This window comes from Caulobacter sp. UC70_42, assembly GCF_044056025.1.
GTDB lineage: Bacteria > Pseudomonadota > Alphaproteobacteria > Caulobacterales > Caulobacteraceae > Caulobacter.
Genome location: NZ_CP171994.1, coordinates 5378541 through 5394154 on the forward strand (window position 1 = coordinate 5378541; position 15614 = coordinate 5394154).

Here is a 15614-nt window from a genome sequence, read left to right on the forward strand (position 1 = left end):
AACCGAACGAGCCTGTGGCTCGTCACAAAAGTCACTATCTCGTTAGTGAATATCTTTGGCAGAACTGTCCCGCCTAGGGCAAGCCGCCTTTAGGCCTGAGCCTTGCGCCGCTCGCAGGCCGCAATGAAGCCGGCGGCCATGAAAGCGGCCATCCGCTCCTTCACGGCGTGGAAGTCGTCGGACTTGCAGACCCCGCCCGACAGCTTGTCGATCCGGCCGGTGCGCGCCAGGGTGAGCATCAGGGCGCCCGTCACGAAGTGGTAGCCCCAGAAGATATCGGCCTCCGGGCAATCCGGCAGAGCCTGCTTGAGCAGCCCGATCAGCTTCAGCACCACCGGATCGAAATGCTCGTCCATCAGGGACGCGCCCCACTCCGGCGTGTTGGCGACCTGGGCGCCGAGGGCGGCGTAGTTCTTCCAGCCCTCCCCGCCCTCGATATAGAGATCAAGATCTGTGTCGAGGAAGGCGCGCAAGGCGCCCTCCACCGTCGGCTTGCCGGCCGAGGCCGCTTCATAGGCCTCCAGCGCCCGCATCCGCCGCTCGCTGGTCACCACCGCCCGGCGCGCGAAGACCGCGTCGAAGAGGGCTTTCTTGTCGTCGAAATAGTAGTTCATCAGCGTGTGGTGCACGCCAACCTGCTTGGCCACGTCCTTCAGGGTGACGCCGTAGAGCCCGTGCTTCGAGAACAGCGCCTCGGCCGCGTCGAGGATCTGCTCCATCTTCTCGGCGCGCTGCTCGGCCTTGGTGGTGCGTCGACGGATCGGGGCGGCTTCGGACACTGAGCGGGACTTCCTGGGGTTGGGCGAGCGGCTTGGACGGACGAAGCGTCAACCGCCGCCGTATTCCGCTCGCAGCCTTATCTTGTCGATCTTGCCGGTCGACGCCAGGGGCATGCGCGGCAGGCGGTAGACGGCGTCGGGGATCCACCAGGTGGCCACTCGGCCCTGCAGCGAAGCCAGCAAGGCCTCGTCGGTGACCTCGCCCTGCGTCTCGACCAGCAGGATCGGCCGCTCGCCCCACTTGGGATCGGACCGGCCGATCACGGCGGCCAGAGACACCTCGGGCAGGGATGCGACCACCGCCTCGATCTCGGCGGGATTGATCCACTCGCCGCCGGACTTGATCAGGTCCTTGGCGCGGCCGGTGATCATCAGGTTGCCCGCCGCGTCAATGCGAGCCAGATCGCCGGTCGGGAACCAGCCATCGGCGTCGGTGGCCGAGGTCTCGTGACCGAAATAGCGTTCGACCACCGCCGCGCCGCGCACCCGCAGGTGACCTTCGGCGTCGCGTTGCCGGGGTAAGGCTACGCCGTCGGCGTCGGTCAGCAACAGGTCGACGCCCACGGCCGGACGGCCCGACAACGCGGCCTGCGACGGCGCGTGCAGCGGCGCGACGGTGCCTGAGGGCGACAGCTCGGTCATGCCCCAGCTGGTCTGGACGGTGACACCCAGGCCCTGCTCGATCCGGTCCATCAGGGCCGGCGGCATCGGCGCCCCGCCGACCATGATGCGCTTCAGCGACGACAGACGCTCGCCTGTGGTTTCCAGATACTCGACCAAACCCAGCCAGACGGTCGGCACTCCGACCCCGACCGTGACGCCCTCCGCGGCGATCAGGCGGCCCAGGCTGGCGCCATCGGCGTTGCGGCCGGGGAGGACGAGCTTGGCTCCCACCGCCGGGGCCGCGAACGGCAGGCCCCAGGCATTGGCGTGGAACATCGGCACCACCGCCAAGACGGCGTCGGCGCTCGAGATCGCCATCACGTCCACCTGCAAGGCCCGCAGGGTGTGGAGATAGCTGGAGCGGTGGGTGTAGGTCACGCCCTTGGGCGCGCCCGTGGTGCCCGAGGTGAAGCACAGGCCGCTAGGCGCGGTCTCCTCGAACTGGCCCCAGATCGCGTCCGGGCTGGCGGCGGCGATCAGTGGCTCCAGGGCTTGGCCTTCCGACGCCTCGCCGTCGATGACCAGCAGGCGTTCGACGCCCGGCGCGGCGTCCATGATCTTGCGGGCCAGGGGCGCGAGGTCGGCCGAGGCGATCAGCAATTGGGCCTGAGACTGGACGATCATCGCCGCCAGTTGCTCGGCGGTCAGGCGCGGGTTCAGCGTGTGGCACACCGCGCCCATGCCCATGATCGCGTACCAGACCTCGACATGGTCCTGGGTGTTCCACGCCAGGGTGGCGACGCGGTCGCCCTTGCGGACGCCTAGCCCCGCCAGGACAGAAGAGACCCGAAGGCTACGATCGCGGAGATCCGCGTAGCCGACGCGGTCGATCCGTCCGCCCTCGCGCGCGGTCACCACCTGGCCGTCGGGCTGCCACTTGGCGGCGTGGTCCAGGAACTTGTCGAGCGTCAGGGCGAAGGCCTGCATCTCGCCGTCAATCGTCGGCGCACTACTTATCGGCACTGAGTCACTCCAGAGGGAAGCGGCGGCGCGACGACGCCGACGTTCCAGTTCCAGGGCGTATCGCCCCGGGCGCGTCGGCGGCACATCACCGCCTCGTTCAGTTCGTACATGCCAGGGCGCAGATGCACGCCCGGCTGGGGCGCCGCGACGAAGGCCATGTAGGCGCGCTCGGCGCCGTAGGGCCTCCAGGCCGGCTGGCCGGCGGCCCTGGGCGCGCCGTCCTTGGCGAACGAAGCCCAGTAGTCGCCCATGGCGGCGGTCAGCCTGGCTTCCTCGGGGGTGTCCGGGTTCTTCGGCCAGGCCGGCGGCGCGCTCTTTGCCGAGCCGAAGACGTAGGGCAACTCGCTGGCGTGAAAGCCATGCAGGCCGGCCGCGTCGGCGGCCGGATAGCCATGATCGAACAGGTAGAAGTAACCGGCCTGGCCGACGGCGGTCTGCTTGGCCACGAGACGCTCGGCGGTCCAGCCATAGAGCGCGTCACGGGTGGTCAACAGCACGCTCTCGGGCACGTCGCTGGACGGATAGAGCTTGAGGAAGTCGTCCGCGAGATCGCCATAGCGCGCCCGGATTTCCTTCTCGTAGGCGGCGGCGTCGGCCGGTGCCGGGGCGCCAGGAAGCGCAACGAGCGAATCTCGCCGCTGTTGAAGCCGGCCAGGATCGGCACATGGGCCTGCTCGCCGGCGTCGAACGTGTCGACCAGCTGCTTGGGCAGCACCTTGCCGTCGACCGCGCCGAAGGTCTGAAAGCCGGCCAGAAGGGCGTTGGTCGTCAGGGTCTCGGCGTCCATGGCCCGCAGGTCGGCCAGGGACTTTGCGCCCAGCTTGGCGGCGGTGGCCGCGCCCATGGTCTCGGCCGGGACGTGGCCGAGCCTCGGCTCACGCAGCTCCGGCGTCGAGACCATGTAGGCGCTCTGGGCGATGGCCTTGCTGAACAGCCCCCGGGCCGGCGGCGAGGCCATCAGGTACATGACGCTCAAGGCCCCCGCGGAACTCGCCGGCGATCGTGACCTTGGCCGGGTCGCCCCCGAAGGCGGCGATGTTCTGCTGGACCCACTTCAGCGCCGCGATCTGATCGAGCAGGCCGTAGTTGCCCGAGACGTGATCGGGCGACTCCGCGCTGAGCTCGGGATGGGCCATGTAGCCCAGCACGCCGAGGCGGTAGTTGATCGAGACGACCACGACACCGCGCCTGGCCAACGCCGCGCCATCGTAAAGACCCTCGGCGCTGGAGCCGCCGATCAGCGACCCGCCGTGGATCCAGACCAGCACCGGGGCTTTCGCGGCCTTGGCTGGCGTCCACACGTTCAGCGACAGGCAGTCCTCGCTAAACGCCTTCAACGGCGAGGCGTAGATGCTGCCCGGACGCGGCTTAGGCTGCAGGCAGGACGGGCCGAAGTCCAGAGCGTCGCGGACGCCGCTCCAGCTGGCCGCGGCGGCGGGCGGCTTCCAGCGCAGCGGTCCGACGGGCGGCGCGGCGTAGGGAATTCCCCTTGAAGATCTCGAGGCCGTCCTGGGCCACGCCGCGCACCGCGCCGGCCGGAGCCTTGACCACGGGAGCCTCGGCGCGGGCGGCGGCCGGCGCGAGCGCCAGGGCCGCCAGGGCCGGGACGAGTAGACGTTTACACAAGCTGCTCACCGCCGCCTCCTAGAACGCATAGCCCAACCGCACCCCGGCCGTGCGCGGCCGCATGGTCGCGAACCGGCTGGCGATGAAGGCCTCGGGGTGGACGTAGGTGACCGAGTGGTCGTCGAAGAGATTCTCGACATAGGCTCCGACCGTCGTGTCGCCCATGGCCACGGCGAAGGTGGCGTTCACGTTCTGATACGAGTCCGTGAAGCCGTAGGTGGCGCTGGTCACTGTGGGCTGGCCCGGTACGTGCGGGAACGAGCCGGGATAAGAGCCCACATGCTGCAACACGACCGACAGGTTGGCCTTGGCCTTCGGCGTCAGGTCCCAGCCGTAGTTGACGAACAGCGAGCCCTGCACCTTCGGCGAGGCCAGGCGCGCGCCGACCACCGCGCCGGAGATCGCCGCCTCGGCCGGGGTCAGCTCGGTGACCTTGGCCTCGTTCAGCGAGCCGTTCAGGCCGATGGTCAGGCCCTTGGCGGGGAAGGCTAGCAGCTCCAGCTCGATCCCCTTGCTGCGCGCCGCGCCGATGTTGGTGGCGAACTGAACGCTATCGGAGACGCGGTTGGCCTGGACCTGGATGTTGCTCCAGTCGATCAGGTAGACAGCGAGATTGGCCGAGACCAGACCGTTCAGGAAACGGCCCTTGGCCCCGACCTCGTAGTTGGTCAGGTCGTCGGACGAGGCGCCGTTCGGGATGATCAGGTCGCTGGGATTGACCAGGCTGGCCCGGCCGGCGAAGGCGTTGACCACCGGCGTGCGGAAGCCGGTCGACACCGTGGCGTAGGTCGTCAGGGTCGACGACGGCTTGTAGGACAGGCTGACCTTGAACGAGGGCTTGCTGCCCGTCGCCTTGACGCCGCTGGCCGCCGTGAACGGCGTCAGGGTCAGCGGCCCGCGGATGCCGAACAGGGCGTTGGTCAGATAGGCGCTGCTATAGCCGCCGGCCTCGGTGAAGCCCTGGGCCTCGACCCGGCCGTAACGCATGCCGCCGGTCAGCCAGACCTTGTCGCTGAAGTGATAGGTCAGCTGGCCGAAGGCGGCCTTTTCCTGCGAATTTATGTGCGTGTACTGGCGCTGATAGTACTCGTCCGGCAGGCCGGTGATGCCGTGCGAGGTCAGGAAGGCCGGGTTGGAGCGGTAGAAGTAGTCCACGTCCAGGCGGCGATCGAGGTAGAAGCCGCCGACCACCCAGTCGAGCTCGCCGCCTGGATCGGACGCCAGACGCGCCTCCTCGACGAAGGTCTTCTGGAAGCCGCCGGCGTCCAGGGCGAAGGCGATGGCGCCGCCGAACGTGCCGGCCAGGTCGACATAGAACTTCTGATCGAACTTCGAATAGGTCGACGAGCTGGTGAAATGCGCGCCGTCGAACTGGTAGTCGACCGTGACGTTGTGGCTGCGCAGCTTGCCCACGAACAGATCCGGCCGGTCCGAGACCCGCTTGTTCCGACCCAGGGCCGGATTGACCATCGACGAGTCCTTCGGGTTGCTGTCCTCGTACGAGAACAGCGCCTTCACCGACAGGCGGTCGGTGGGTTTCCACAACAGCGTCGCGCGACCGCCCCAGTCGACCAAGGTGTTGGAGTTGTGGACGCCGGTGCCGAGGTTATCGAGATAGCCTTCCTCGTGCCGGTAGAAGCCGACCAGGCGCAGGGCCAGCTTGTCCTGGATTATCGGCATGTTGAGCATGCCGTTGTAGCGCTGGCGCAGGGAGTCCGAACCGGTCAGGCCGAAGTCGACCAGGGCCGCGCCCTCGCGGCTCGACAGGTTCGGCGCCTTGGTCAGGATGCGCAGCGCGCCCGACAGCGAGCCCGAGCCGAACAGCGTACCCTGCGGGCCACGCAGGAACTCCACCCGCTCGACGTCGAACAGATTCGGATCCAGCACCGTGGTGTTGCCGATCGTCGAGATCGGCAGCTCGTCGATATAGACGGCCACCGTGCTCTGCAGGTTGGCGCCGTAGCCGTTGGTCGCAATGCCCCGGGCGGTGAAGTTGTTGAAGTTGGCGGTGGCGCGGTTCAACACCACGCCCGGAGTTTGACGGGCCAGGCCCTCGAAGCCGACGATGCCCTTGGCGGTCAGCTCCTTCTGATCGAAGGCGGTGACGCTGAGCGGCACGTCCTGCAGCTTCTCGGGACGGCGGGTCGAGGTGACGATGACTTCTCCCACCAGATCAGCGTCCTTGCGGTCGCCCCTCCCCTGATCGTCGCTGGCCGACTGGGCCGCGACCTGTGTGGCGAATGATACGAGCGCGACGGCGCAAGCCGACGCCAGCTGGCCAGCCTTCATGTCGTTCCTCCCCGAACGAGCGTCGATCGTCTTCACGTCGACTTTTATGGGGGCACGGTGAGCGTGATCTTCGCGCCTGTCAACACTCACTCACTCGCGTGTGAATATTGACGAAGCCTCGAACTTGGGCGCATGCTCCGAAACAGGCCAAGCTCAAGAATGGCCGCTGGGAGGATGCCTTGAAGATCACGCGCGCAATGACGCCGCGGCCCCGTCCGCACGCCCGGATGGCCGCTCAATGAACGCTCATTCTTCTGTCCGCGGACCCATCTCCGACAAGGAGGCCTCCCAACCCGTCGGCGGTCGCGCCTGGCTTGTGCTGGCCATGCTGTGGTTCGTCTATGTGCTGAACTTCCTGGACCGGCAGCTGATGTCGATCCTGGCCAAGCCGATCCAGGACACCCTGCACGTCTCCGACAGCCAGCTAGGCCTCATCGGCGGGCTCTATTTCGCGATGTTCTACTGCTTTATCGCCATTCCGGTGGGCTGGCTGGCCGACCGCACCAACCGCGTGGCGGTGCTGTCCCTGGCCTGTGGAATCTGGAGCGCGGCGACCGTGGCCTGCGGCCTGTCGCGCGGCTATGGCGAGTTCGCCTTCGCCCGGATGACCGTCGGCTTCGGCGAGGCCGGCGGGGTGCCACCCTCATACGCGATCATCTCCGACTACTTCCCGGCTGGCCGGCGGGGGACGGCGTTGGGCATCTATAACCTGGGGCCGCCCGTGGGCGCGGCGCTGGGCATCGCGTTCGGCGCAGCGATCGCCGCGGCGTTCAACTGGCGCTACGCCTTCGTGATCCTGGGCGTCGTCGGCCTGGTCGCCGCCGTGATCCTGCCGCTGATCGTCAAGGAGCCGCCTCGCGGCGGCCTGGACGGGACCGAGATCAAGGTCGCCAGGGCCGGCTTCTGGTCGACCCTGAAGATGTTCTTCTCACGCCCCACCCTGGTGCTCGCCGCGCTGGGCAGCGGCGCGACCCAGTTTGTCACCTATGGCCTGGGCAACTTCACCACCCTGTTCCTGATGCGCGAGAAGGGCATGGCGCTCAACGAGGTCGCCGTCTGGTACGCCCTTGTCGTCGGCGTCGGCATGAGCGCCGGCATCTTCGTTCGGGCCGGGTGATCGACCGCTTCCGCAAGAAGTCCAAGGTCGTCTACGCCATGGCTCCGGTCATCTCCCTGACCCTCGCGATCCCGTTCTATGTCGGCTTCGTCTGGGCGCCGACCTGGCCACTGGCCCTGGTCCTGCTGATCGGCCCGACCTTCCTGAACTACTTCTACCTGTCGTCGTCTGTGGCCCTGGTCCAGGAGGAAGTGCGGCCCGACCAGCGGGTGATGTCCGGCGCCCTGCTGCTGCTGGTCATGAACTTCATCGGCCTGGGCCTGGGCCCCACCTATGTCGGCGCGGCCAGCGATTTCTTCAAAGCCAGCCATCCGCACAACTCGCTGCAGATGGCGCTCTACACCCTGATCCCGTTCTACGTCATCGCGATCGGATTGTTCCTGTGGTTGGCGCGGATCTTCCGCCGCGCCGAGCAGGCCTAGAAACCGCGCGCGGGCTTCATTCCTTCAGGGCGATGAAGCCCGCCGCCATGAACCGCGCGATCCGCTTCTTGATCGCCGGAAAGTCGTCGGAGTGGCAAAGGCCGCTGGACAGCCGGTCGATCCGGCCCGTCCGCGCCAGGGTGTTCATCAGGGCGCCCGACACGAAATGATAGCCCCAGAAGATCTCCTCGTCGGCATAGTCCGGCAGGGCCCGCTTGAGGATGCCGACCAGCTTCAGGACCACGGGGTCGAAATGCTCGTCCATCAGCGCCGCACCCTCGGGCGTGTTGCTGACCCGGGCGCAGAACGCCCCATAGTTCATCCAGTGCTCGCCGCCCTCATAATAGAGGTCGAGGTCGGTATCGAGGAAGGCGTGCAGCGCGCCCTCGACGGTCGGCCTGTCGCCCACCGCCTGCTCGTATTGCTCCAGGGCGATCATCCGCCGACCGGACGTGACCCCGGCCCGCCGGGCGAACACGGCCTCGAACAGGTTGGTCTTGTCCTTGAAATAGTAGTTGAGCAGCGTGGTGTGGATGCCCACCCGCACGGCCACGTCGCGCAGCGTCACGCCATGGAGACCGTTCTGCGAGAACAGGTACTCGGCCGCGTCCAGAAATCTGCTCGAGGCTCTGGGCGCGCTGCTCGGCCTTGGTGCGCGGGCGCTCCTTGGCCTCCTCCGCGGTGGCTCCTGCCAAACCGTCCTCCTGGTCCTAAAGTCCGCCGCGTAGTCGGCCCGGCGCGCCCCTGTCAATCGTTCCCATTACGGCAATCGCCGTGTCGAAGGCGCGCTCCGAGGTCGCCGAACAATGATCATTGACGCCATCGCGGCGAGGCTACAATACTCACTCTTGTGAGAATGAGCGTTAGAGACTCGTTCAACGGGAGGGTTCGCCACATGAGAATTGGGCTTACGAGCGCGTCGGGCGTCGCGCTGCTGATCGGGATCGCGGGCCTGGGCGCCCCAGCCTGGGGTCAGGAAAAAACGGCCAACGATCCCTCGACCCAGGTCGAGGAAATCGTCGTCACCGGTTCCAACATCCGGGGCTCGGCGCTGGACGCCGCCCTCCCCGTGGAGGTCTATTCGCAGGAACAGCTTGAAAAGCAGGGTTCGCCGACGGCGCTGGAGTTCGCCAAGAGCCTGACCATCTCGGGACCGACGACCGGCGAGAGCTACTATTTCGGCGGTCCGACCCTGGTCGGCTCCGTGAACTACAATCTGCGCGGCCTGGGGGCCGACAAGACGCTGGTGCTGCTGAACGGTCGGCGGATGAACCAGAACACCGCCAACGTCCCCTCTATCGCTCTTGCCCGCACCGAGATCCTCAAGGACGGCGCGGCGGTGATCTACGGCGCTGACGCCACCGGCGGCGTCGTCAACTTCATCACCCGCGACAAGTTCGTCGGGTTGGAGGCCCAGGCCCAGTACAAGCACATCAAGGGCTCGAAGGGCGACTATTCCATCGGCGTGATGGGCGGCATCGGCGAGGACCGCGTCAATCTTCTGGTCTCGGCCGAGTACGAGCACCGCTCGCGCCTGAACACGCTGGAGCGCGATTTCACCAAGGCCTCGCTCACCCCGGGGGCCGGCTATAATCCCGCCCCCTGGTCGACCCTGACCAACCTGACGGGTTGGCAGCCGCGCGGTCCCCTGCCCGCCGCGCCCACCGCCACGGACACCGGCGAGTGGGGCGCGAACCTGGGCGGTATCGTCTCCGACTTCACGCCGGCCAGCTGCGCCGCCGTCGGCGGCCGCATGGATAACGCCTACACCTGCGCCTACAACTACATCCCGTACTACCGGCTGGTGGAAAACCAGGACACCTACAGGCTCTACGCCCAGCTGAAGGCGCAGATCACCGACAGCATGAAGTTCCACGCCGACGCCTCCTACGGCAAGGTGGACCTGCCGCAGGTGATGGGTTCGCCGGCCCAGCCTGTGTCGCGCGGTCCGGCCCTGACGACGGGCGCGGTCAACCAGTTCTACGTGCCGATCAGCAACCCGTTCGCGGCTGAATTCGCCGCCGCCCACGGCATCGTCGGCGCCTCGGGCTTCACGCCGATCACCTACCGGCTGTTCGGCCACGGCGGTAATCCCTACTATTCCGGCGGCGACGGCTTCGGCGTGGCTGACAAGATCACCAACAAAGTCTGGCGCGTCTCGGCGGGCATAACTGGCGACCTGGGCGACCTCGCGCCGTTCGCCAAGGCGGTCGGCTACGACTTCGCCCTGACCTATAATGACGCCTACAACTACAACACTCACGCCGACACCATCGGCTACCGCCTGCAGGAAGCCCTCAACGGCTTCGGCGGACCCAACTGCCACGCCACCGACCTGGATCCGACCCGCTTCGGCACCCAGAACGCGGCGGCCGCCGGCAAGAACGGCTGCCAGTACTGGAACCCCTTCTCCAGTTCATTCAAGGGCCAGCCGGTGCGCGGCCTGGCCAACCCGAACTACATCGCCGGCCACGAGAACCCCGAGGATCTCTCCCTCTGGATGTTCGACCCGCGCGCCGTGGAGACCAAGAGCAACAACTTCACCGCCGACCTGGTGTTCAACGGCCTGTCGGGCCTGAAGCTGCCCGGCGGCGAGGTGGGCTGGGCGCTCGGCGCCCAGTACCGCTCGTTCGAGAGCCGCCAGATCGTCTCCAGCCCGTTCAACAACGGGACGGTGCAGTGCGAATGGCCCGCCGGCACGACCAGCGCCAACGGACCGGGCTCGCCGAACCTGCCGGCCAATCCGCTGCCGACCAACGATCCGAACTTCCGGGGCTGCACGCCCGACGCGCCGGGCCCGTTCGTCCTGTTCGCGCCGACGCTGCCGGTCCAGGCCGACCAGAGCCAGTACTCGCTGTTCGGCGAATTGCAGGTGCCGCTGTTCTCGACCGTCGACATCCAGCTGGCCGCTCGCAAGGAGAAGTTCTCCAACGACCTCGGCGCCACCGTCTACAAGGTGTCGGGCAAGTGGAACGTCTGGGGCCCGCTGACCCTGCGCGGCTCATACGGCACCAACTACCAGACCCCGCCGCTGGGCGTGACGCCGGGCGCCATCACGGTAGCCGCGCGAACCTATACGGTGGCGGCCAGCAACTGGCTGGCGGCGCAATTCATCACCGACGCCGACCTCAAGCCGGAGACCGCCAAGACGGCCAATATCGGCGCGATCTGGCAGAGCCGGGGCTTCAGCGATGACCACAAGTTCCGCCTGATCGTCGACCACTTCGACATCCGGACCAAGGACCAGATCGGCCAGGTCGCCGACCCGAACCAGATCGCCAGCCTGGTGTTCAACGGCGCCGGCGGCACGATCACCACCTGCGACGTCGCCAAGCAGCCCCTGCTGGCCCGCATCACCTTCAACAGCGGCTGCGCGGTGGGGATGAGCGGCGTGGGGACTTTCTCGGCCGTCTCGACGCGCTACGGCAACGGGCCGGGTCAGACGACCAAGGGCTTCGACATTCAAGCGACCTACGGTCTCCCCGTCGGCCCCGGCGATCTGGACGTCAACCTCACCGCCACCCGGATCACCGAGCTGAAGACCGGTCCCACGACCCTGGACGGCGTGACCATCTCGACGGGCGACGATCGGTTGGGCACGCTGAACTTCGCCACCTTCGCCCAGGCCGCTCCGAAGCTGCGCGCCAACCTCGGCGTCAACTATGCCCTCGGCCGCCAGAACTTCCGCCTCGGCGTCAACTATGTCTCGGCGGTCAAGGACGAGCGGGCCGGCGTGCAGTATGGCGAGGACGGCAAGGCCTGGGTCACCACCGACTTCACCTATCGCCTGCGGCTGGGCGACGACATGGCCGTGACCGCGACGGTCGCGAACATCTTCGATCGCGACCCGCCGCCGGCCCAGGAAGAGTTCGGCTACGACCCATGGACCGGCAATCCGCTGGGCCGGACCTTCGAGCTGGGCGTCAAAAAGGCTTTCTAGGTAAGGCGTTCCCTGTTCCTACCTCGCGCGGCGGGCGGCCCTGTGTCGTCCGCCGTCCTTCTTTTGGGGACGCCGCCAACCCCATCTTGGCGGGCCTTTACGCCAAATTCGCACATTCTGGTTGATCGTGGGTCATGGCCCATTCGTCCCTTGCACTTTCGGCTTCCCACGCGGGTGACGGCGACGTCCAGACGCGCCTCGAGGTCGCGCGCGGCGCCATCGAAGGCCGCTTCCTGGAAGTTGGCGAGGTGCTCTCGCACGTCGTCGACGGGACCAGCGCCCTGATCACCGCCCTGGACCTGATGCGCGAAGGCCTCGAAGGTCAGGAGGTCGCCGCCGCGACCCGCCAGCTGAGCCAGGCCTCCGAGCAGTTGCGCGAACTGCCCGCCGCTCTGCACGCGCGCCGCGACCGACTTGGCTGTCTGGTCAGCGCAGGGGACGCCCTGACTGTCTGCATCGAGGACATGCGCCAGCACCTGGCCTACCTCCGGGTCTTCGGCGTCAACATCAAGATCACCTCGGGTGGCATCGCCGCCGCCGGCCCGGAGTTCGCGATCTTCGCCCAGGAAATCTGCGACTGCATCGAGCTGGGCCGCACCCAACTGGATACCTTCCGCAACGACCTCTCCAGCATGGACGGCGCCCTGCGCGCGGCCCTGGGCCACGAGGACGAGCTGCGCCGCCGCTGCGACGGCCTCCTGCCGGCCGTGCCCGACGCCCTGGTCGGGCAGACCGCGGCCATCGCCGATCACCAGGCCAAGATCGCCCAGATCACCGCCCGCGTCGGCGAGTTGGTCCGCGACGTCCGCAAGAAGATCGGTTCGGCCCTGGCCGCCCTGCAAATCGGCGACATCACCCGCCAGCGCATCGAGCACGTTCAGCATGGCTTGGCCCTGCTGCGAAACTCGGCCCCGGCCAACGCCCTCCCGGCCGAGGCGCGCGCGCGGCTGGACGCCTTCGTGCACCGCCTGCTGGCCGCCCAGCTCCACGCCACGATCGACGACTTCCACCGCGACGTCTCGCGTATCGGTCAGAGCGTCGGCGCCATCGCCGGCGACGCCAGCGAGATCCTGCGTCTCCGCGACCACGCCCAGGGCGGCTCGTCGAACGGCGAAGCCAGCTTTCTGCGCGGCCTGGAGACCAGCGTCGGCGAGGCCTTCGCGCTCGTGGACGACATCGAGGCCGGCGCCCGTCAGGCCGCGGATGTGAGCCGCTCAGCCGCCAATTCCGCTCGCGACCTCGCCGCCCAAATCGAAGCCATCCAGAACATGCGCGCCGACGTGCAGATGATGGCCCTGAACACCACGCTGAAGTGCTCGCGCATCGGCGAGACGGGCAAACCGCTGGGCGTCATCGCCGTCGAGCTGCGCGCCCATGCCGGCCACCTGGAAACCTCGGCCGCACGCACCCTGACGGCGCTGCAGTCGCTTTCGGCCTCGGCCGACGCCGAGCCGCAAGCCGACGGCCAGGATGGCGCGACCAGCGCCGCCCTCGCCTTGCGCGACGCCGTGGGCCGCATCCGCAAGACCGGCGACGCCGTCGAAGGCGGCCTCGTCGACGCCGCCCGACAAGGCGACGAAGTTGTCGATATGCTCCGCCGCGCGGCCGCCCGCTTCGACTTTCAGCGCCAGGTCGGCGACCATCTCGACCAGGCCGCGGCCGAACTGGAGAGTTTGTCCGGCGACGTCCGGGTCGACGATCTGATGGGCGCCCTCTCGCCCCTGCTGGCGGATCTGGCCCGCAGCTACACCATGGCCCAGGAGCGCGAGGTCCACGCGGCGCTGACCGCGGGGTTGGATGTGGCGGCGATCGAAGCGCCCGCGGAAGCCGAGACCGTCGAGGACGACGACCTGCTGTTCTAGCGGCTGGACGCCTTCAGGATTTCCTTGGCCAGCGCCTGCAAGGGCGCGATGCGATCGACACAGCCCAGCGCGATGGCTTCCTTGGGCATGCCGAACACCACCGAGGTCGCCTCGTCCTGGGCGATCGTATAGGCGCCGGCTTGCTTCATCTCGTTCATGCCGCGCGCGCCATCGTCACCCATGCCGGTCATGATCACGCCGACCGCGTTGGACCCCGCCGAGCGCGCCGCAGAGCGGAAGAGCACGTCAACCGAGGGCCGGTGGCGGGTGACCAGCGGGCCGTCCTTGACCGAGACGTAGTAGCGGGCGCCGCTGCGCTCCAGGATCGTGTGCTTGTTGCCGGGCGCGATCAGCACTCGGCCGCGAAGCACGGTGTCACCGTCCTCGGCTTCCTTGACGGAGACCGCGCACAGGCCATCCAGTCGCTTGGCGAACGAGGCCGTGAACTTTTCGGGCATGTGCTGGACGATGACGATACCCGGCGAATCCGGCGGCAGGTCTTCCAGCACCGCGCGCAGGGCTTCGGTGCCACCGGTCGAGGCGCCGATGCAGACAATGGCCTCGGTCGTCTTGGCCATGGCCCTTCCCGACGGCGGCGGCAGCATGGCGTCGGCGGTGAGCTTCCTCTCGGGTTCGTGGATCGGGCGCGGCACTGCGACCGGCGGACGTCGAGCGCCGGCGACACGGGCGCTGGCGGCGGCCTTCACCGCGTCGCAGATGCGGATCCGCGACTCCATCAGGGCGTCGGCGACGCCGATCTTCGGCTTCAGCACGATGTCGACCGCGCCGGCCTCGAGGGCCTGCAGCAGCGTCTCGGATCCGGCCTCGATCAACGAGGAGCACATCACCACCGGAATCGGGTGCTGGGCCATCAGCTTGCGCAGGAAGGTGATCCCGTCCATGCGCGGCATCTCCACGTCCAGCGTGATGACGTCGGGGATTTCGTCGCGGATCCGCTTGGCGGCCACGAACGGGTCGGAGGCGACGCCGATCACCTCGATCTGCGGGTCGGACTCCAGCACGGCCGACAGGGTCTGCCGGACGGTGGCGGAGTCGTCGATGATCAGGACACGGATCTTGCCGGGCAAGGGCCTAGCCCTTCTGGAAGACGGTGTTGGCGATCTGCCGCAGCGGCAGATCGATCCCCACGATGGACTCCGAGTGGCCCAGGAACAGGTAGCCGTCGGGCGCAAGGTGGCGGCACAGGCGCTCCAGCACCTTGGCCTGGGTCGACTTGTCGAAATAGATCAGGATGTTGCGGCAGAAGATGATGTCCATCGTGGTTTCGACCGGATAGCGCTCGTCCATCAGGTTGAGACGGCCATAAGCGACCTTACTGCGCAGTTCGGGAACGATCCGCACCTCGCCGCGCGAGGGGTCCTTGGCGCGCAGCACGTAGCGCTGGCGGCGAGGCATCGAGACCGGTTGGATCATCGATTCCACGAAGCGGCCAGCGATCGCCTGCTGAAGCACCTCGGTGCAGATGTCAGTGCCCAGGATCGAGTAGTCCAGGCCGCGGCGCGCGGAACAGAATTCGTCCAGCACCATCGCCAAGGTATAGGGCTCCGCACCGGTCGAGGCGGCCGCGCTCCAGACGTTGATATGGCGACGCGTCTTGGCCAGCTGCGGCAGGACCGTCTTTTCCATGAAGTCGAAGTGCACCGGCTCTCGAAAGAACTCGGTCTTGTTGGTCGTCACCGCGTCGATCAGGTGGATCGTCTCGGTTTCCAGACCGCCCTCGTCGAAGATGAAGCGGCAATATTCGTTGACGTTGTCGAAGCGATTGACCCGCATTCGGCGGCGTAGACGCCCCTCCAGCATGGTCTTCTTGTTCGACGGCATCTTGATGCCGCTGTAGCCGTGGATGAACTCGGCCAGTCGCGTGAAGTTGCGGGCGCTGAGCGGTTCGCCGGCCGAGGCCGGCTGCAGGGCGAGTGCGGCTTGCGACACTAT

The 15614-nt window shown here is 67.5% G+C and carries 13 protein-coding genes and 1 pseudogene; 4 read left to right on the forward strand and 10 right to left on the reverse strand.

What is annotated here, in order from left to right:
* Positions 1–89: 89 nt before the first annotated feature.
* The 7 genes from ACHMW8_RS27170 to ACHMW8_RS27200 all read right to left on the reverse strand — a co-directional run bounded on the left by ACHMW8_RS27170 (position 90) and on the right by ACHMW8_RS27200 (position 6320).
* A complete protein-coding gene (locus ACHMW8_RS27170; RefSeq protein ID WP_395446067.1) occupies positions 90–719 on the reverse strand; it encodes a TetR/AcrR family transcriptional regulator in 630 nt (209 codons plus the stop codon).
* A gap of 108 nt (positions 720–827) precedes the next feature.
* Entirely contained in the window at positions 828–2369 is a 1542-nt protein-coding gene (locus ACHMW8_RS27175) for an AMP-binding protein (RefSeq protein WP_395446068.1), read from the reverse strand.
* 26 nt (positions 2370–2395) lie between these two features.
* Positions 2396–2896 carry a carboxylesterase family protein gene (locus ACHMW8_RS27180; protein WP_395444381.1) on the reverse strand — a complete coding sequence of 167 codons (501 nt, stop codon included), beginning with the start codon at positions 2894–2896 and terminating at the stop codon, positions 2396–2398.
* Complete coding sequence (locus tag ACHMW8_RS27185) at positions 2893–3372, reverse strand: hypothetical protein (RefSeq protein ID WP_395446069.1); 480 nt, start codon at positions 3370–3372, stop codon at positions 2893–2895. Before ACHMW8_RS27185 ends, ACHMW8_RS27180 begins: the two co-directional genes overlap by 4 nt.
* The gene (locus ACHMW8_RS27190) at positions 3281–3889 is read right to left on the reverse strand and encodes a carboxylesterase family protein (RefSeq protein ID WP_395446070.1); all 609 of its coding nucleotides are present in this window, start codon (positions 3887–3889) and stop codon (positions 3281–3283) included. Before ACHMW8_RS27190 ends, ACHMW8_RS27185 begins: the two co-directional genes overlap by 92 nt.
* A complete protein-coding gene (locus ACHMW8_RS27195) occupies positions 3774–4040 on the reverse strand; it encodes a hypothetical protein (protein WP_395444382.1) in 267 nt (88 codons plus the stop codon). Before ACHMW8_RS27195 ends, ACHMW8_RS27190 begins: the two co-directional genes overlap by 116 nt.
* Before the next feature lie 9 nt (positions 4041–4049).
* The gene (locus ACHMW8_RS27200) at positions 4050–6320 is read right to left on the reverse strand and encodes a TonB-dependent receptor (RefSeq protein WP_395444383.1); all 2271 of its coding nucleotides are present in this window, start codon (positions 6318–6320) and stop codon (positions 4050–4052) included.
* A 238-nt stretch (positions 6321–6558) separates the two neighbouring features.
* On the opposite strand from ACHMW8_RS27200, the gene ACHMW8_RS27205 reads away from it, so the two are divergent.
* A complete protein-coding gene (locus ACHMW8_RS27205; protein ID WP_395444384.1) occupies positions 6559–7437 on the forward strand; it encodes an MFS transporter in 879 nt (292 codons plus the stop codon).
* Positions 7434–7859 (forward strand): hypothetical protein, encoded by a 426-nt coding sequence (locus tag ACHMW8_RS27210; RefSeq protein ID WP_395444385.1) that lies wholly within the window; start codon positions 7434–7436, stop codon positions 7857–7859. Before ACHMW8_RS27205 ends, ACHMW8_RS27210 begins: the two co-directional genes overlap by 4 nt.
* 16 nt (positions 7860–7875) lie before the next feature.
* Here the strand turns inward: ACHMW8_RS27210 and ACHMW8_RS27215 are convergent.
* Positions 7876–8554 (reverse strand): annotated as a pseudogene (locus ACHMW8_RS27215) (TetR/AcrR family transcriptional regulator).
* Between the two features lie 200 nt (positions 8555–8754).
* On the opposite strand from ACHMW8_RS27215, the gene ACHMW8_RS27220 reads away from it, so the two are divergent.
* Both ACHMW8_RS27220 and ACHMW8_RS27225 read left to right on the forward strand, forming a co-directional pair.
* Positions 8755–11799: a TonB-dependent receptor domain-containing protein gene (locus tag ACHMW8_RS27220; protein ID WP_395444386.1), complete on the forward strand. Its 3045-nt coding sequence runs from the start codon at positions 8755–8757 to the stop codon at positions 11797–11799.
* 134 nt (positions 11800–11933) lie between these two features.
* Complete coding sequence (locus tag ACHMW8_RS27225) at positions 11934–13661, forward strand: hypothetical protein (RefSeq protein ID WP_395444387.1); 1728 nt, start codon at positions 11934–11936, stop codon at positions 13659–13661.
* On the opposite strand, the gene ACHMW8_RS27230 is transcribed toward ACHMW8_RS27225, so the two are convergent.
* Both ACHMW8_RS27230 and ACHMW8_RS27235 read right to left on the reverse strand, forming a co-directional pair.
* Complete coding sequence (locus ACHMW8_RS27230; protein ID WP_125158845.1) at positions 13658–14749, reverse strand: chemotaxis response regulator protein-glutamate methylesterase; 1092 nt, start codon at positions 14747–14749, stop codon at positions 13658–13660. The genes ACHMW8_RS27225 and ACHMW8_RS27230 overlap by 4 nt on opposite strands.
* Before the next feature lie 4 nt (positions 14750–14753).
* Positions 14754–15611: a protein-glutamate O-methyltransferase CheR gene (locus ACHMW8_RS27235; protein ID WP_125158846.1), complete on the reverse strand. Its 858-nt coding sequence runs from the start codon at positions 15609–15611 to the stop codon at positions 14754–14756.
* Between the last annotated feature and the right edge of the window lie 3 nt (positions 15612–15614).